Source organism: Devosia sp. LjRoot3, assembly GCF_964252865.1.
Classification (GTDB): Bacteria; Pseudomonadota; Alphaproteobacteria; order Rhizobiales; family Devosiaceae; genus Devosia.
Map to the genome: position 1 here is coordinate 434812 of NZ_CAXUPK020000005.1, position 16570 is coordinate 451381.

Annotated in this window: 16 protein-coding genes; 5 read left to right on the top strand and 11 right to left on the bottom strand. The window is 58.4% G+C overall.

The features are described 5' to 3' along the window. Position 1 precedes the first annotated feature (1 nt). From ACSQ2A_RS19475 to ACSQ2A_RS19485, 3 genes are all read right to left on the bottom strand, one after another. Positions 2 to 892 carry a carbohydrate ABC transporter permease gene (locus tag ACSQ2A_RS19475; RefSeq protein ID WP_436073552.1) on the bottom strand — a complete coding sequence of 297 codons (891 nt, stop codon included), beginning with the start codon at positions 890 to 892 and terminating at the stop codon, positions 2 to 4. Next, the gene (locus ACSQ2A_RS19480; RefSeq protein WP_436073553.1) at positions 889 to 1776 is read right to left on the bottom strand and encodes a carbohydrate ABC transporter permease; all 888 of its coding nucleotides are present in this window, start codon (positions 1774 to 1776) and stop codon (positions 889 to 891) included. Before ACSQ2A_RS19480 ends, ACSQ2A_RS19475 begins: the two co-directional genes overlap by 4 nt. A 66-nt stretch (positions 1777 to 1842) precedes the next feature. Further along, positions 1843 to 3066, bottom strand: a complete 1224-nt coding sequence (locus tag ACSQ2A_RS19485; protein WP_436073554.1) for an ABC transporter substrate-binding protein — start codon at positions 3064 to 3066, stop codon at positions 1843 to 1845. Between the two features lie 267 nt (positions 3067 to 3333). Here ACSQ2A_RS19485 and mhpA point away from each other — a divergent pair, with 267 nt between their 5' ends. The 3 genes from mhpA to ACSQ2A_RS19500 are packed head-to-tail and all read left to right on the top strand — an operon-like array spanning position 3334 to position 6619. Next, positions 3334 to 4863, top strand: a complete 1530-nt coding sequence (gene mhpA, locus ACSQ2A_RS19490; protein WP_436073555.1) for a bifunctional 3-(3-hydroxy-phenyl)propionate/3-hydroxycinnamic acid hydroxylase — start codon at positions 3334 to 3336, stop codon at positions 4861 to 4863. 29 nt (positions 4864 to 4892) lie between these two features. Next, positions 4893 to 5723 (top strand): fumarylacetoacetate hydrolase family protein, encoded by an 831-nt coding sequence (locus ACSQ2A_RS19495; RefSeq protein ID WP_436073556.1) that lies wholly within the window; start codon positions 4893 to 4895, stop codon positions 5721 to 5723. After that, positions 5723 to 6619, top strand: a complete 897-nt coding sequence (locus ACSQ2A_RS19500) for a VOC family protein (protein ID WP_436073557.1) — start codon at positions 5723 to 5725, stop codon at positions 6617 to 6619. The genes ACSQ2A_RS19495 and ACSQ2A_RS19500 overlap by 1 nt, the downstream gene beginning before the upstream one ends. 135 nt (positions 6620 to 6754) lie before the next feature. On the opposite strand, the gene ACSQ2A_RS19505 is transcribed toward ACSQ2A_RS19500, so the two are convergent. Then, complete coding sequence (locus ACSQ2A_RS19505) at positions 6755 to 8050, bottom strand: ABC transporter substrate-binding protein (RefSeq protein WP_436073558.1); 1296 nt, start codon at positions 8048 to 8050, stop codon at positions 6755 to 6757. A gap of 344 nt (positions 8051 to 8394) precedes the next feature. On the opposite strand from ACSQ2A_RS19505, the gene ACSQ2A_RS19510 reads away from it, so the two are divergent. Further along, a complete protein-coding gene (locus tag ACSQ2A_RS19510; RefSeq protein ID WP_436073559.1) occupies positions 8395 to 9417 on the top strand; it encodes a LacI family DNA-binding transcriptional regulator in 1023 nt (340 codons plus the stop codon). 64 nt (positions 9418 to 9481) lie between these two features. Here ACSQ2A_RS19510 and ACSQ2A_RS19515 read toward each other — a convergent pair whose 3' ends face one another. From ACSQ2A_RS19515 to ACSQ2A_RS19540, 6 genes are all read right to left on the bottom strand, one after another. Then, the gene (locus ACSQ2A_RS19515) at positions 9482 to 10921 is read right to left on the bottom strand and encodes an aldehyde dehydrogenase family protein (protein WP_436073560.1); all 1440 of its coding nucleotides are present in this window, start codon (positions 10919 to 10921) and stop codon (positions 9482 to 9484) included. 84 nt (positions 10922 to 11005) lie between these two features. Then, positions 11006 to 12034: a tagatose 1,6-diphosphate aldolase gene (locus ACSQ2A_RS19520; RefSeq protein WP_436073561.1), complete on the bottom strand. Its 1029-nt coding sequence runs from the start codon at positions 12032 to 12034 to the stop codon at positions 11006 to 11008. 2 nt (positions 12035 to 12036) lie between these two features. Further along, positions 12037 to 12942, bottom strand: coding sequence for a PfkB family carbohydrate kinase (locus ACSQ2A_RS19525; RefSeq protein ID WP_436073562.1), 906 nt, complete (start codon positions 12940 to 12942; stop codon positions 12037 to 12039). 56 nt (positions 12943 to 12998) lie between these two features. Continuing rightward, positions 12999 to 13802, bottom strand: coding sequence for a transporter substrate-binding domain-containing protein (locus ACSQ2A_RS19530; protein ID WP_436073563.1), 804 nt, complete (start codon positions 13800 to 13802; stop codon positions 12999 to 13001). Between the two features lie 126 nt (positions 13803 to 13928). After that, complete coding sequence (locus ACSQ2A_RS19535; protein WP_436073564.1) at positions 13929 to 14594, bottom strand: amino acid ABC transporter permease; 666 nt, start codon at positions 14592 to 14594, stop codon at positions 13929 to 13931. Positions 14595 to 14597: 3 nt separating this feature from the next. Then, positions 14598 to 15266: an amino acid ABC transporter permease gene (locus tag ACSQ2A_RS19540; RefSeq protein ID WP_436073565.1), complete on the bottom strand. Its 669-nt coding sequence runs from the start codon at positions 15264 to 15266 to the stop codon at positions 14598 to 14600. 180 nt (positions 15267 to 15446) lie between these two features. Between ACSQ2A_RS19540 and ACSQ2A_RS19545 the strand changes: the two genes are divergently transcribed. Next, entirely contained in the window at positions 15447 to 16202 is a 756-nt protein-coding gene (locus ACSQ2A_RS19545; RefSeq protein ID WP_436073566.1) for an amino acid ABC transporter ATP-binding protein, read from the top strand. A 66-nt stretch (positions 16203 to 16268) separates the two neighbouring features. Here ACSQ2A_RS19545 and ACSQ2A_RS19550 read toward each other — a convergent pair whose 3' ends face one another. After that, on the bottom strand, positions 16269 to 16562 hold the full coding sequence (locus tag ACSQ2A_RS19550; RefSeq protein WP_436073567.1) for a YciI family protein: 294 nt from the start codon (positions 16560 to 16562) through the stop codon (positions 16269 to 16271). Between the last annotated feature and the right edge of the window lie 8 nt (positions 16563 to 16570).

Genomic DNA, 16570 nt, shown 5'->3' on the forward strand with positions numbered 1-16570 from the left:
GTTAACCCTTTACCGCGCCGGCGGCGACACCGCGGACGAACCAGCGGCCAGATGTAAAATAGACAAGAAGTGGAACAATCGAAGTCAGCAAGGTCGCTGCCATTTCGACGTTGTATTCGCGCTCTCCATAAACGGAGTGTACGATGTTGTTCAGCTGCACTGTCATCGGTGCATAGTTGATACCGCCGAACACCAGGCCCACCAGGTAGTCGTTCCAAATGAATGTCACTTGCAGGATGGCCGCAACGGCGATGATGGGTACCGACATCGGCAGGATGATGGACCTGAAAATGCGCCAGTACCCTGCCCCATCGACCCGCGCAGCCTTGAATAGCTCTGCCGGAATCGTGGCGAAGTAGTTTCTGAAGAGAAGCGTCACCACTGGCAGAGCAAAAACGACGTGGACAGCGATCACGCCAGGGAGCGAGTTGAAGATGCCGATGCTCGAGGTAATGCGGACCAACGGATAGACAAGAACTTGGTAGGGAAAGAAACCACCGATGAGCAGCACACCGAACAGCACGTTGCCGAAAGGCACGCGCCAGAAACTGAGGGCATAACCAGTTATGGCGCCAGCTGAAATCGCGAGGATGACACTGGGTATCGTAATCAGGACAGAATTCCAGAATCCAGCCTGAAGTCCTTCGCAGCGCAGTCCGGTACAGGCCGAACTCCAGGCCTTTGTCCAATGGCTGAAATCAAGCGCCTCAGGCAGCGCAATGATCATCGAAGTCCTGATTTCCTCCACCGACTTGAAGGAAGTCACGATCATGACGTACAGTGGCAGGAGCGCTATGAGGGCGATGGCGATCAGAACGACATAGGTCAGTACACGCAGCAGCTTGCGGGTCGTTTCGGACCGTTGGGGAGGCGTCGGGGCAAGCTGGCTCATCGGGCGCTCCGGGACTTGCGGTTTTGCAGATAGATGATCGGGATTGCGACAGCGAGCACCAGCACGAGCAGAACCGTGGCGGCAGCTGATGCAAGACCAACCTGCTGGCGCTCGAAGAGATGGTCGAGAATAAACTTTGCCGGCACATCGGTCGCAATGCCTGGGCCGCCCCCGGTCATTGCGACGACGATGTCGAACAGACGCACCACTGCCAGCGACATAAGAACAACGGCGGTGGCGATGCTGGCCGAAATGGTCGGCGCAATGATGAATAGGTGGGCACGCCAAGCAGGAATGCCTTCGATGCGAATGGCTTTCCAGAGATCGTCATCCACCCCGCGTAGTCCCGCAAGGATGACCACCATAACCAGTCCTGCGGTGTGCCAGATGGCAGCAAAGACGATTGTGAAAAGTGCGAAGCGCGCGTCAACGATCCAGTCGAAAGTCACCCCGGTAAAGCCCAGGCGATGGGCAATATCCTGGATGCCGAACGTCGGATTGAGAATCCAGCGCCAGACGAGTCCAGTAACGATGAACGACATGGCGAATGGGTAGAGATAGATGGTCCGGAGGATGTTCTCCCCCTTGATGCCGCGATTTATGAGTGCGGCCATTGCGTAACCGAGAAGCAGGGTTACCGGTATGAATGTGGCCCCAAACACCAGCATATTGGTCAGGGAAACCTGCCACCGGGCATTTGCGAAGAGGGTCGCATATTGAGCGAAACCGACGAAGTTGTAGTTCGGCAGCATCGATGAGCGAGTGAAAGAGATACCTGCTGCCCAGAGCGTACCGCCCACGTAGACCGAGAGCACCACTATGGCCACTGGTAGCAGGGTCAGGGCGGCATTTATTCTGTCGCGGGAAGGCGCTCTTGCGAGCATGGCAAACTCCAGTCCAAAGAATACGGCCGGCCCTTGAGAAAGAGCCGGCCGCTCGATATGCGTTAATTATTGAGCGGCGAGACCGTTGGCATAGGCTTCGATGAACTGGTCCTCATCGAGCCCACCATTGTTCCAGAAGCGCGTGATTGCATCCTCGACCGCACCGACCACAGCGGGTGAGAAGATCATCTGGTCGCCGCCGGCAGACAGTTCGGGATTGGCAAAGTAGCCAGACGCTTCAGCGATGCAGGAGTTCAGGTCCGACGCATCGGCACCCTTGAGAATGGGGATCGTTCCGTTTGCCTTGGCAAATGCTGTCTGGGTCGCCGGGTCAGAGAAGGCCTGGATCAACAAGTCCTGCGCAGGCTTTTGTCCCTCATCATTTGGGAACAGGAAGACGTCGCCGGAAATGACCATGCCTTGATCCGCACCGATAATAGCGCATTCATAGTCGACACCCGGCTCGAGACCCGCCGAAAGGAATGCTCCGTTCAGCCAGGTGCCACCCTGAGTCATCAGCGCCGAGCCGCTGATCACGAGATTGGCCGAGTCCGGCCACGAACGGCCCGGGCTGCCAGCGTCGACATAACCACGAAGGCGCGAGAAGACATCAACCGCCTTCCGGTATGCTTCGCTGCGCACCGCATCGGCATTCTGATTGTAGATGACGTCCACATAAACGTCGCGACCCGCCACTCCCAGGACAACGGCATTGTACAGCAACCGCTCCCAGCGCGGCTCGCCGGCCGCAGCGAAGGGAACGATGCCCGCTTCCTTGGCCTTGTCGAGAACGGCGAAGGTCTCGTCCCAATTGGTCGGCTCGGTGGCACCGAGCTTGTCGAGCACGGCTTTATTAAACCAGAACCAATTGGCACCATTGCCGGAGATCGGCAGTGCCCACACATGGCCATCGACGGTCGAGGCGTCCAGAAGTGCACGAGGCATAAGATTTGCCCAGTCGTTCGCTTCGGCAATGTCGTTCAGGTCACGAAGCAGACCATTCTGCTGCAGTTCAATAAACTGGGCACCGGTGTTGAACAGCATCGCGGCTGGCGGATTGCCGCCCAGAACGCGATTCACAGCGGTCGAACGAGCTGCGGGGCCACCGGAGATGGCGTTGTCGACCCACGTGCCGCCGAGCTCTTCGAACTTGCGAGCGAGTTCCTGCACACCGGCAGACTCCGCTGCAGACGTCCACTGGTGGATGACTTCGCCCTTGATTTCCTGTGCCAGGACCGGCTGCGAAACGGAAAGTACCAGGCCTAGAGCGGCCACGCGCATAACATTCATATTGTTCCTCCCATGGAAGTGGGGAGAAGGCCTCCTCCACTTCATCTGGACGTTGAACATGGGAGAAAGCCAATCCATTCGTCCAATAATCGAATCTGAGTTCACGATAAACCCTGCTTATGGAATGCCTAGCTGCACTCAGAGCTGACCTTCCATTTGCTGCGCTTATGGATGTCGAAAGATATATTATTTTATCGCCCGGCCGCACCACGGCATCGTGCGCCCCTTGCACAGGCATATTGCGCCTTGCGCCAAGGGAGACTTTGAATGGTTTGGGACGTAGTGATCGTAGGTTGCGGGCCGATTGGTGCTTTCGCGGCCAACGCACTGGGAAAGTCAGGCCTGCGGATACTCGTTCTCGATCGCGACAGTGCGCCCTACGCCCTGCCCCGAGCGGTACATATCGACCATGAGATGGTTCGGTTGTTCAGCGACATCGGCCTGGCCGATCAAATTCTGGAGAAGGCGCGCGCTGGTGATGGACACATCCACATAGGGGCCGATCATGGCGTGATCAGGTTCCTGTCCGTGGCAGGCGCCCCTCGCCCATTCGGCTACGCTAACGACTACTTCTTCTACCAGCCCGAGCTCGAAGGCGTGTTGCGCCAAGGTCTAGAGCGTTTCGACAACGTCGAACTCCGCCTTGGCGCCGAGGTGCTGAATGTGCAGCAGAACGATGAGATCGTTACGCTGTCCCTTGCCGATGGAACACAAGTCCAATCGCGCTGGGTGATTGGCTGCGATGGTGCTCGCTCGACTGTTCGGCGTTCTCTGTCGATCAAACTCGATGACCTCGATTTCAACGAACCATGGCTGGTGGTCGACGCCGAAGTCGATGGACCCATAAGCTTTCCAGACTTCTCCCTCGTCCCCGCGGGCGCAAATCTCCAAAACCTGTCGCTGATGATGTGCGACCCACAACGGCCCGCCACCATCGTTCCAGGCCGTGGCAATCACCGTCGCTGGGAGTTTATGCTTCTTCCTGGTGAAGACGACGCGCACATGGCCGAGCCATCCAATGTCGCCGAGCTCGTCGCACCTTGGGTCTCGGGCGCATCGCACAAGATTATACGCGCAGCGACCTACCGGTTCCATGGCCTGGTGGCCGAGCAATGGCGCAAGGGGCGCGTCTTCCTAGCAGGCGATAGCGCCCACCAAACGCCCCCATTCTTCGGCCAGGGTATGTGCCATGGCCTGCGCGATGCGGCGAACCTTGCATGGAAGTTGGCTGGCGTTTCCAATGGGACATTGGGTGCCGCGGTTCTAGACACCTACCAGATCGAGCGTGAAGCTCAGGTGCGCCACGTCATCCACGCCGCTATCGATGCGGGTCGTTACATCTGCGAGCTGGATGCGAGCAAAGCGGCCGAGAGAGATTTGCGTATTCGCGGACAGAAGGACATCCGTTCTGCATCTGAGCTAATCGCCCCAATTGCTTCGCCACTCTTCCCGCATAGGCCGGGCGAGCGCTTTATCAACCCGCAGGTCGCCCCCGAGCAAAAGCTTGATGATGTGACTGGCGGCGGCTGGGTCCTGCTCATTGACGGCCTCATAGAGCTGACGCCGGTGGCACAGGACGTTCTGACCGCCATCGGTGCCAGGACATTCGATATGGATAACCTGACCGACGCAACCGGCTTTGTCAGGGGGTGGCTGGATCAGCGTGACGCGGTCGCAGTGCTCGTCCGGCCCGACTTCTATGTCGGCATCGTCGCCAACTCGGCGGCAGATCTGTCGAGGCAGATCGAGGCCTTCGGCACCCATCTCGTCAATCGGCCAAGCCCAGTCTTCGCCTAGTGCTTCCTCCAGACTTGAATTGAGAAATCATGCGTTTTGTCAGCTTTCAGACCGGTAACAAGACTTCTTGGGGACGCGTTGACGGTGAGGATATCATCGACCTCGACGCGCTCGCCCCAGACCTCAAGACCGCCATCAGTGTCGGCCTCCTGGGAGATATGAACGATGGCCCCCGCGTGGCCCGTAACACTGTGAAGCTCCTGCCAGTTGTGCCCAATCCGTCAAAGATTCTCTGCGTCGGCCACAATTACGAAGAGCACCGCGTGGAGACCGGTCGTGATGCAACCGAGCACCCGTCAATCTTCACCCGGTTCGCCGACACCTTGGTCGGCGCAGATTTCCCGATCGTGCTCCCCACTGTCTCGAGTAGCCTGGACTATGAGGCTGAGCTGGCCGTCGTCATTGGCAAGGGTGGACGAAACATCTCCGAAGCCGACGCGCTCAATCACATCGCCGGATACAGCTGCTTCAACGATGCGTCCCTCCGCGATTGGCAGTGGCACACTCGTCAATTTATCCCCGGGAAGAATTTCCCAGGCACTGGCGTGTTCGGACCAGAGTTGGTCACCCCGGACGAGCTTACCGACATGGATTCGATCCGCGTCGAATCCTATCTCAACGGTATTCGCATGCAGTCTGCGACCCTGGACCATATGTTGTTCCCGATCGCGACAATCATTGCTTATGTTTCCGCATTCACGCAGTTGAGCCCAGGTGATGTCATCGCCACCGGAACGCCCGGTGGTGTTGGCGCCAAACGCAATCCACCGGTTTGGATGAAGGCGGGCGACCAAATCGAGGTGCGCATTTCGGGCGTGGGCTCCCTGAACAGCCACGTCGTTTCAGAGGACGCAGCATAATGAGTGCGGCGCCCCGTTTTCCGATATCGGCGTTAAGGAGCGTCGATCTGCAGGTCCCCGACCTAGATCGCGCCTGCGACTTCTATACCAATGTTTGGGGCCTAGAGGTCGGTGATCGCGAAGGCGACCGCGTCCTTCTACGTGGCAGGGGAAACGACGCTTACCTTCTGGCGCTTCGCAAAGGTGACAGTCCTGCCGTAGAAGGCGTGACATTTCGCATCGACGCGATGACAAACCTTGACCAGTTGCGGTCCCGGGTCGCCGCAGCAGGCGCGAGCGCTCTTCAGCCAATCGACGGATCGGGTTCAGGCCTCGGCGATGGCTTCTCGTTCCGGGACCCTCGAGGGAGGCGTTTCTCCTTGGTTCAGGGTGACCAACCGGCGCCTCCTCACCCCGGACTTGAGCATGCACCGACGCGTTTGGCCCATATCAACATCAACACCTCCGCGATCGAGGCAGATATCGCGTTCTTGCGCGATGGTATGGGATTTCAGGTCACAGATCGTACAAAGCAGATGGCCTTTTTGCGAACCAATGCCGACCACCACGCAATTGTTCTAGCCGAAGACAGCGTGGATACGCTCAATCATGTGGCGTTCCTTCACGACGATCTGGAGAGCGTCATGAAGGCTGGCGGCAGGATTAGGGACGCTGGGTATCCGATCGGTTGGGGACCTGGGCGCCATGGCCCCGGTGACAATGTTTTCCTCTATTTTGTAGACCCATTTGGAATTGTCATTGAGCATACGGCCGAGGTTCTTGAGGTAGATGACGGCTACCGTGTTGGAACACCAGAGGACTGGATCTGGCCGCCTGGCAGAACGGACCAGTGGGGAATTTGCAGCCCCAAAACGACCGAATGCAAGAATGCCCAACGCCTGATACCATTCTTGTAAATAGCCGACCAAACCGTTCACAGACGGTGCCTCCTGCTACCTACGAGAAAATCTCAGCCGTGAGAGGAATGCGTCGTCGACAGGCAATAGTAACCCCGGGACATTCAAGCATCCCGGGGTCCAGAGGCTGGAGAGTTACCAGCCAGGCAGGCCCAACTGCTGCGCTTGCTTTTTCACATCCTCGTCGTACAGAGCAGCGCCGTCGGCGGCGGTTCGGATGCCTGATCCGATCTCAACCGTTATCTGCTCCAATGCCGGCCCCTTGATCGGCGACAGGAATTCCAGCGCAGGCCCGTTCTTTCCGCCTTCGGCGAAATAGGGAAGCATGTCTGAAACCGAGACCGCCACATCTTCCGGTAGCGTGCATCCTTTTACGAGATAGGGGCCGTTGGCACCGCCCGCTTTGGTCTGGATGTCACAGCCCTCGACGCTGGCCACGAAGGCCACAAACTTCTTGGCCATGTCCAAGTTGGAAGTCGTTTGTGGGATGTAGATGCCGCCCGGCATCCACACTGTCAGGCCATTTTCGTCCGCATTCGGGCCCGGTTGGGCAAAGAAACCAACGTCATTCACCTTGTCCGGATAGGCGTCGATGATTGCGGTGATAGCGAAGGTCAGCATCGGATAGTGCGCACCCTCCCCGTTGGCGATCATGCGAATGCCATCCTCGTAGCTCGCAGCGCCAAAGTCAGCGTTGAAATAGCCTGCCTTTGCCGTTGCCTCGAGGCGCTCGAACCCGGCTATCGCTGCTTTGCTTGTCGCGAACTTTGCTTGACCGGCTGTGTACTGGGCAGCGAAATCTGGCTGGGCGGCACTGACGTTGTAGAAGTCGGCCAAAACGAATAACTGGCTTGTCCAGGTGTCGCGATAGGTCTGGATGACCGGCACCTTGCCGGCGGCTTTGATGGCCTCATTGTTGGCCATAAACTCGTCCCAGGTCTTGGGAACCGAGAGGCCGAGCTCATTGTAGGTGGGGATGTGGTAGTAGATGCCCCCGCCCATGGCTGTACCATACGGCACGCCCCGAACGGTCCCATCTGGAGCCGTCACCGTCTGTTTGAAGCTGTCGAGCACATCAGCCATGAAGGGCTCGGCAGTCAAATCCACAAGCGTTTGCTGGGGATTGATCGCTTGGAACAGCGATCCCGAATTGTAGATGAATACGTCGGCCATGGTCTGCGTCGAGAGACGCGTCTTGATGATATTGTCGCCTTCGCCGCCGCCAGGCCGTGTCTCAATCTCGATGTTAACGTCAGGGTTAGCGGACTCAAACGCTGCCACGAGTGCCTCGGCCGTAGCGACGGTATGTGAGCCATTGTCGATCAGAAATGACAATGTCGTACTCTGCGCTAGCGCGGTGCCAGACATTACCACAGCTATCGAGAGACCCAGCATGAGCGCCCTCTGCGGGCTGCCAACTCTTCTATTCATCGATTTCCTCCCTATCGCCAGGACAACCCGGACGTATTTTCTCCACTTGACCGTCGCAGGGGCCGGCCACCCGTACGACTCCCACTCTGCCCATCCTTGCGGACTCCTCAGGGCAACCGGGGCGCACCCGGAACAGTGAAAATCGAGACCTTTTTGTATAATGTTCTACGTGATCCTGTTCCATCGACCCAAAAAAATCAACAATGTTTTGGCGAGAAACTGCGCGATACGATACAAAGTCCATCACTTGCGCTAACATCAGCGCCACAACACGACGGCGATGATCAGGTCCTTTTATGTGGAATGATTTACATCGGAGTCTTGCTCGTTCGGGGGGGATTCCGATGGTATCGGACACTGCAAGACGGAAAAACATCACCATTAAGGATGTGGCAGCCGACGCCCATGTCTCCGTGGCCGCGGTGTCTAAGGTGATGCGAGATGCCTACGGCGTCAGTGACGCTATGCGGGAAAAGGTACAGGCGTCGATGGACCGCCTGGGCTATCGCCCCAAGGCCTCGGCACGCGGCATGCGGGGACAAACGTTCACAATCGGCGTGGTGCTGCCAGACCTGAGGAACAATTTCTTCGCTGATATTCTAACCGGGATAAACGCTGCATTCGAACGGACACAATACCAGCTGCTCCTTGGCGTAAGCCAATCAACCGTAGCTGTAGAAGGGGCCGTCATCGACTCAATGATTGATCGGCAGATGGATGGCGTGGTGCTGGTGGGTACAACCGAGAATATCGATCACCTCAGCGACATCGCCACCGAGATTCCGCTGGTAGCAATTGGGCACCGGGCGCCACCAAGGGTTGCTTTCGATACGGTCAATAACGATGACCGCTTGGGCGCGATGCTAGCCGTCGAGCACTTGGTGGAGAATGGCTACCAGTCCGTAGGAATGCTCAGCCTTAGCTCGTCCAGTTCCACCATCGTCCACGAGCGCGAGGTGGGCTACCGCCAAGCCATGCAGGTGCACGGGTTGGAACAGCACGTTTCCATAACTCGAACCGGCCGCACTGTGAGGGAGATTGGCCTCTCTGTCGCCCGGTTGCTTAGGTCGCCCAACCGACCGGACGCGCTTTTCTGCTGGTCGGACCTCGTCGCCATCGAGGTGATAAGCATCGCCACGGAGATGGGATTGTCGATCCCGAATGATCTCGCCATCGTTGGATACGACAATACCACTCATGCTCAATATGCGCAGAACAGCCTGACGAGTATCGATCAGTCTGGAGAATTGCTTGGCCTGCAGGCGGCGCGTTATCTGTTCGAGCGGATAGAAGGTCGGACAACGCCGCAACACTTCGTCGTAGAGCCAAGACTTGTCCCTCGGAGAAGCTCGGCGCCGAGAAACTGAATTTTCGCTAGCACCATAGCGAGGGCCCAGCGGGCCCCACGCTAACTCGATTTTCCGCGGCAGCTCAGTTGGCTGCGGTGTAGCTCGTCTTCACGATGGTAAAGAACTCCGACGCATAACGTCCCTGCTCGCGCGGACCGTAGGAAGAGCCCTTGCGACCGCCAAAGGGCACGTGGAAGTCGACACCGGCGGTCGGCACGTTGACCATCACCATGCCGGCTTCCGAATTGCGCTTGAAGTGCGTCGCGTACTTCAGCGAGGTCGTCACGATACCGGCCGACAGGCCGAATTCCGTGTCGTTGGACGTCGCTAGCGCCTCTTCGTAATCCTTCACCTTGATCACCGCCGCCACCGGCCCAAATATTTCTTCGCGAGCGATACGCATGGAATTGGTCGCTTCGGTGAACAGCGTCGGCTGCAGGAAGTAGCCTTCCGTCGACGCCTTCACGCGCTCTCCACCAGCGACGAGCTTAGCACCTTCGCTCTTGCCGATTTCGATGTAGTCGGTGTCCTGCTTGAGCTGGCTCGGATCGACCACCGGGCCGATTTCCGTATTCTTATCAAGGGCATCGCCAACACGCAGGTTGCGAGTACGCTCGGCGAGAGCCTCCACGAATGCGTCGTGAATACCAGCAGTGACGATCACGCGCGAAGCCGCGGTGCAGCGCTGACCGGTCGAGAAGAAGGCCGACTGCGCAACGGTTTCAACGGCAACCTTGAGATCAGCATCATCGAGCACGATGGTCGGGTTCTTGCCGCCCATTTCGAGCTGGAACTTGCGGGTGTGCTCGATCGAAGCGGCCGCAACGCGCTTGCCCGTACCCACCGAACCGGTGAACGAGATGGCGTTGACGTCCTTGCTGTCGAGCATGGTCTGCCCAACGACCGATCCTTTGCCCATGACAAGGTTCAGCACACCCTTCGGCAGGCCCGCACGAACAAGAATGTCGACGATCGCCCAAGTTGAGCCCGGCACCAGATCAGCTGGCTTGATCACCACGGTATTGCCATAGGCCAGCGCCGGAGCAATCTTCCACGACGGGATGGCGATCGGGAAATTCCACGGCGTGATGATGCCGATGACACCCAGCGGCTCGCGGGTGATTTCGACGCCAACGCCGGGACGAACCGAGGGAAGCACTTCGCCCGAAAGACGCAGCACTTCACCGGCAAAGAAATCAAAAATCTGGCCGGCACGGGTCACTTCGCCGATGCCTTCCGGCAGGGTCTTGCCTTCTTCGCGGCTCAGCAGTTCGCCGAGTTCCTGCTTGCGGGCGAGGATTTCGTCGGCGGTCTTGCGCAGGATCGCATGGCGCTCAAGGATGCCCGAGCGCGACCAGGCCGGGAACGCGGCCTTGGCGGCAGCAATGGCTTGCTTGGTCTCTTCGACCGTGGCGCGGGCATAGACGCCGACCACTTCGTTGAGATTGGACGGGTTGATGTTCTCGGTACCGTCTGCGCCAACCCATTCGCCGTTGATCAGGTTCTTGTGCAATGCGCTCATTTTGTCTCTCAAAGTCACTCAGGTGATTGGGTGCGCTTGGGGCACGTAAACAAGGCGGCTCCCACGAAGGAGCCGCCTCAAATCTTACTTGGCCTTGCCGTAGAGCTTTGCGAAGTCGGGGCCGGCAGGATCCATTTCAACCGCACCCTGCCAAGAAGGGTGTTCCTGCCAGGGGCGAGCCATCCGCTCGGTCAGCTCGTTGACACGCTGCATGAACGGAACAGCCTCGTTTTTGAGCTTCGCTTCCATGGCGTTCATGTCCGGGAACTGATCGAAGGCTTGGGCCCAGATCGCGCGTCCAGCGAGGTAACCGCTGGCCCCGGCGCGATATGCGTAGACGAGCTTCTTGAGGAAGTCTTCCGGGCCCGCGCCCGCGCTCAGGAGTACCCAGGGACGTTTGAGATTGCTGGCCATTTGGTCAAAAATCTTCTGGACCGCCGCCGCTTCCGGACCATCCGGATCCGGCACGTTGTGGACATGGATTGGAGCTTCGAGCTTGTACACATCGACGCCGTCGGGATTCATCACATCGGGGTCGGACAGAGCTTCCAGCACCATCTTCGTGCGGTTCTGTACAACGAAGTTCGGGTCTTCCTGCGGGAAGGGATAGATGAGGAATTCGAGCAGGAAGACAATGTCATTGGCCTTGCAGGCGTCCTTGACGGACTGCAGATAGGCCAGCTGGTGTGCCCGTACTTCCGGATCGATGTCGGAGCGGAACCACAGGTTGACCTTGACGGCGTCGGCACCGATCTTTCGGATCTCGCCAGCATCCCACTGCGGAATATTGGACGACTTCCGACCGCCTTCGGTGACAACCCACGTTGCCCACTCGGTCGCGAGGATAAGGCCAGTACGCGGCGGGATGGCGTGCACTGCACTGGCGTAGCCGAAGGGTGGATCGACGAGCACAGCCGAGGTGTGCGGGGCGAGATATTCCGCCAGCATGCCCTTGACGGCGGAAACGTCAGAGAACGGGGCAACATCCACGCCGCGCTTCTGCTTGATCGGGTTGACGATAGGACCTGTCTGGTCCATCGCCAACATCTTGAACCGACCGCTGTCGTCGGACAGGCGGCGCAAGCTCCAGAGCTTACCGGGCGAAATCTTCATCATTATGCTCCGTTCAGAAAGAGATCGACTTCAGAGCGATTGGCAATGCTTTCCCAGCCACTGCCTTTCGCGCATTTGAGTGCAGCCGCGGCGCTTGCGAAGCGCCCGGCCTGCTCGACGCTGCGCCCCTCGGCGACGGCCACCGTGTAGGCGCCGTGAAAGACGTCGCCAGCGCCATTTGTATCCAGCGCCTTGACCTTGAAGGCCGGCAGGTGCCGCGTATGACCTTGCTCGAGCCAGTAGAAACCTTCCTCGCCGGCGGTCACGGACACATGGCCTTTGGTTTTACGTGCAGCCGCCTCGAGACCCAGACTCTTGTCCTGATGGCCGGTGAGCTGCGCCAGGCAACGCTCCGAGAAGACGACATGGTCGGCGATCGGCAGCAGCCGCTGCACCGCTTCGATATCGTTGATGTCGGCATCCAGGACCGATTTTGCGCCGCGGTCGCGCGCCGCGTTGAAAATGGCGGTGGCTCCCTGCCACCAGCTGTAGTCGGCCATCACCGCGTCAACGCCGTCGAGCTTGGATAAATCAAGCCAATCAGCGTCATCTGACCAACCTTCGCCCATGAATCCAAAGCCCATGCGCTCGCCGCTGCTCTCGACGATGATCGTGCCTTGCGGGCTACGACCACGTTTGAACTGGCGCACCTGATCTGTCGCAACCCCGGCCTCACTCAGGCGGCGGATAATTTCTTCACCCGCCAGGTCGTCGCCAACGCGGCTATAACAAGCCGTATCAGCACCGAGCCTAGCGCAGGCTACCGCTGCCGTTGCGGCAATGCCGCCACCGGTTTCCAGCTGTCCCTTTACGCGCATCTTGCTCGGTTCGACCGGCAGGTTGGCGACATAGAGAATGCGATCGAGGAATGCGTTGCCCAGTGTCGCGACCCTAATCGGGGCAACCATGGATATTCTCCGCTAAAATGGGGAGGCGGCGGACCAAGGCCCGCCACCTGGGAGGATTAGAACCAGTAGTCGGGCAGGTTCTCGTTGACCGTGCCGATCCACTCCTGCTGAGCGGCCTGCAGATCGCCCGAGTTCCACAGCAGCATAATCTCGGTATTCACCCACTGCAGGAGGTCGCTCTCGCCTTTACGGATACCGACGCCCATCGGCGAGGTGCGCATGGGGAACTGCGGCTTGAAGGCGTCCGTTTCTTTGGTGATGGTGAAGGCTGCGGCGGTGCCCGAGACGATGCCATCGACTTGGCCGGAGAACAGGGCTTGGTTGCCGGTCGCAGCGTCCTCGAAACGCATGATGTTGGTCCCCGGCAGCGCCTTTTCGGTCAGCAGCGTGTCGTTGGTGGAACCGCGGGTGACACCGATATTCTTCCCAACCAGGTCTTCGTAGGAGGAAAAAGTGGTGCTCGAGGGGGCGATCACGGTCTGTGTGTCGACATAGATCGGCACAGAGTACCAAACGGTCTTCGCGCGCTCGGCCGTCACGCCAAAGGACGAGATCAGGATGTCGCAATTGCCGGCTGTCAGGCTCGGAATGCGAGCCTGCGACGCCACGTCTACAAGCTCGAGCTCCACAGCGAGATCGCGCGCCAAGAGATTGGCAACCGCGATGTCGAAGCCAGCAGGCTTAAGGTCGGCGTCGGTGATGCCATACGGCGGGGTCGAGAAGGATGTGCAGACGAGAAGCTTGCCCTTGGCAATGATCGCATCAAGTGACGAAGGCTCTCCCTGCGCCATGACCGGAGTTGCAGTAATTATTGCACAAAAGACACTAGAGACGGCAAAGGCAATTGCAGACTTATTCATTTCTTCCTCCAATCAGTCGTCGGTTCATTAGTTTGAACTTCAACGACTTCAACTGCGACCCCACCTAATCACCAATATACTCTCAACGCTACGGTGTTGCGTGGCACCCTGCCCCAGCTGTCTCACTTAGTGAGATTTCACCAGGCCACCGACCTTTAGGCGGCTTTCGAGGTGACGGCTTAGCAAGGTCAAGGGAAAGTTGATCGCGAAATAGAAGGCGGCAGCTGTCAGGAAGACCGGCAAGGGTTTGAAGGTGGCATTGCTGACAATCTGGGCCGCACGGGTCAGCTCAGTGATGCCAATGATGGAAACCACGCTGGTGCCTTTCACCAATTGCACCAGAAAGCCGATGCTGGGCGGAATGGCGATGCGCATCGCTTGGGGCGCAATGATGCTGCCCATCGTTGTAGGCCAGCTCAATCCAAGTGCGTGGGCACTTTCCCATTGGCCTTTCGGAACGGCAGCAAGCGAACTGCGCCAGATTTCGCCCAGAAACCCACTGGTGAAGATTGCGAAGGCAAACGTCATCGACCAGGTCTGGTCGAGGTTCAGCCCGAGCATAGGAAGCCCGTAATATGCCATGAACAACGTCACGATGATCGGAGTGCCTTGGATGATGAAGACAAATGCCTCCGCCAGCCAGCGGATCGGTGTGAAACGGGAGATCAGCATGGCGGTGATGATCGCGCTGCCAATTCCCCCACCGACAACGGCGATCAGCACAAGCTGCAGGGTGACAAGCGATGATTGAGCCAAGAAGAGAACGTGGTTGAAAGTGAACTGCTGAAACATGGATCACCTACCCAAGTATCTGAAGGGAAAGGAAACTCGGGCAAGACCAGCAAAGACGAGCCGGAAGCCAGTGGTCAGGAGGATGTAGAAGCCCGCGACAAAGAAGAAGGCCTCGATATTGCGCACCGTTAGGCTCTGTATGTCATTGCCGGCACCGGTCAGCTCAGCGACAGAAATTGCCGACAGCAGGCTCGACGACTGAAGCAGCAGCACGAATTGCCCGGAGAGCGAGGGAAAGATCGATGCCAATGCCGGCCTGAGGACGATGCTTCCAAAGATCGTCGAGCCACGCATACCGAGCGCCTTGGCCGCCTCCACCGGGCCAGGCGGGACATTGTCGATCCCTGCCCTGATGATCTCGGCGAGGTACGCACCCCCGTAGATGCTGAGTCCAATGATCGCCGACGTCACTGGAGAAAGCCGGATGCCCAGGCTTGGTAAGCCGAAATAGACGACGAAAAGCTGGACTAGAAAGGGGGTATTGCGAATGACTTCGATGTAGGTGAGCACCAGCAGCCGAACAGGACGATTAACACCCATGGCAACTGCGCAAGCCAGGCCAATCAAGAGGCCGAACACCATTGAGGCGCCCGATATCCACACCGTAGTCCAAGCGCCCGCGACTAACAGATCGATACGCGACAGTGTGCCGCTGAATTCCAGACCGTTCATGGCTCCTCCATGCCCAATCGGTATTGCCGCTTCCCCTCACGGTCAACGCGAATGCTCCAAACGCCATCCGCGCGTCTCAATTGGTGAGACAGCCATGAGGGAGGCCCGTCGGCCCTCGGTGACGACTAGCCCCGCTTGGAATAGGTTCGGGAGAACAACATCGCCTTGAGGAGGTGCGCTATGTCGACCGGCAACGCGGGGGTAGTCCCAGCAGTAGAAATCGAGCGAATGGACAAATTTTATGGTCAGTTCCAGAGTCTAACCGGCGTTTCTCTGACCATCACTCAGGGCGAAAAGATCGTGGTGTGCGGGCCCTCGGGATCTGGAAAGAGTACTATGATCCGCTGCATCAATGCGCTGGAACGGCATGAGGGCGGCTCACTCAGGGTTCTCGGTCGCGAAGTCACCGATGACCGAGCTTCGGTTGATGCCGCGAGAAGAGCGACCGGCATGGTGTTTCAGAGCTTCAACCTCTTCCCGCACATGACGGTTCTTGAGAACTGCATGATCGCCCAGCGCAAGGTTAAGGGCGCGTCTCCGCAGGAGGCCCGAGAAATGGCCCTCCACTATCTCGAACGGGTTCGCATTCCCGAACAGGCCGACAAATATCCCACTCAGCTTTCCGGTGGGCAGCAACAACGTGTGGCGATCGCACGCGCCCTATGCATGAAACCAGCCATCATGCTTTACGACGAACCGACCTCGGCACTCGACCCCGAAATGGTCAAGGAGGTGCTCGACACCATGCTGGAGTTGGCCAAGGAAGGCACCACGATGGTCTGCGTGACGCACGAAATGGGTTTCGCACGCAGCGTTGCTGATCGGATCGTCTTCATGGACAAGGGCCAGGTAGTCGAAACCGCCGCTCCTCGCGATTTCTTCGATAATCCCCAGAGCACCCGAGCGAAGACCTTCTTGGCTCAAATGCTGCACTGATGATGTGGCATGCCAAAGCAAAGGGGCCGGTCTCGCGACCGGCCCCTTTGCTTTGAGAGAGCTATCTCAGCTCTTCCAGGCTACTCGGCGGAATGGGACTATCTCAATGTCCCCCCACACACCTTCGCGCGCATAGACCTCGTCGGCCATATAGGCGTCCAAACCGGATTTGTCGGGAAACTCGCAGAGCACGATCGAGCCGACCATGTTCCCGGCCTCGTCCAACATCGCACCGCCGTCTACGATGGTGCCCTCTGCCTTCATGGCATGGATTTTTTCGAGATGTTCGTCCCTGTTGGCGAGACGCTTTTCGAGCGTCCCCGGTGCAGTGTTGTCACGAGCGATGATAGTGAAATACATGGCAGCAG

Coding starts and splice junctions, on each gene's coding strand:
- ACSQ2A_RS19550 (WP_436073567.1), bottom strand. CDS start 16,562: ATGTATTTCACTATCATCGCTCGTGACAACACTGCACCGGGGACGCTC.
- mhpA (WP_436073555.1), top strand. CDS start 3,334: ATGGTTTGGGACGTAGTGATCGTAGGTTGCGGGCCGATTGGTGCTTTC.
- ACSQ2A_RS19545 (WP_436073566.1), top strand. CDS start 15,447: ATGTCGACCGGCAACGCGGGGGTAGTCCCAGCAGTAGAAATCGAGCGA.
- ACSQ2A_RS19505 (WP_436073558.1), bottom strand. CDS start 8,050: ATGAATAGAAGAGTTGGCAGCCCGCAGAGGGCGCTCATGCTGGGTCTC.
- ACSQ2A_RS19530 (WP_436073563.1), bottom strand. CDS start 13,802: ATGAATAAGTCTGCAATTGCCTTTGCCGTCTCTAGTGTCTTTTGTGCA.
- ACSQ2A_RS19515 (WP_436073560.1), bottom strand. CDS start 10,921: ATGAGCGCATTGCACAAGAACCTGATCAACGGCGAATGGGTTGGCGCA.
- ACSQ2A_RS19520 (WP_436073561.1), bottom strand. CDS start 12,034: ATGAAGATTTCGCCCGGTAAGCTCTGGAGCTTGCGCCGCCTGTCCGAC.
- ACSQ2A_RS19540 (WP_436073565.1), bottom strand. CDS start 15,266: ATGAACGGTCTGGAATTCAGCGGCACACTGTCGCGTATCGATCTGTTA.
- ACSQ2A_RS19535 (WP_436073564.1), bottom strand. CDS start 14,594: ATGTTTCAGCAGTTCACTTTCAACCACGTTCTCTTCTTGGCTCAATCA.
- ACSQ2A_RS19500 (WP_436073557.1), top strand. CDS start 5,723: ATGAGTGCGGCGCCCCGTTTTCCGATATCGGCGTTAAGGAGCGTCGAT.
- ACSQ2A_RS19510 (WP_436073559.1), top strand. CDS start 8,395: ATGGTATCGGACACTGCAAGACGGAAAAACATCACCATTAAGGATGTG.
- ACSQ2A_RS19485 (WP_436073554.1), bottom strand. CDS start 3,066: ATGAATGTTATGCGCGTGGCCGCTCTAGGCCTGGTACTTTCCGTTTCG.
- ACSQ2A_RS19525 (WP_436073562.1), bottom strand. CDS start 12,942: ATGGTTGCCCCGATTAGGGTCGCGACACTGGGCAACGCATTCCTCGAT.
- ACSQ2A_RS19480 (WP_436073553.1), bottom strand. CDS start 1,776: ATGCTCGCAAGAGCGCCTTCCCGCGACAGAATAAATGCCGCCCTGACC.
- ACSQ2A_RS19495 (WP_436073556.1), top strand. CDS start 4,893: ATGCGTTTTGTCAGCTTTCAGACCGGTAACAAGACTTCTTGGGGACGC.
- ACSQ2A_RS19475 (WP_436073552.1), bottom strand. CDS start 892: ATGAGCCAGCTTGCCCCGACGCCTCCCCAACGGTCCGAAACGACCCGC.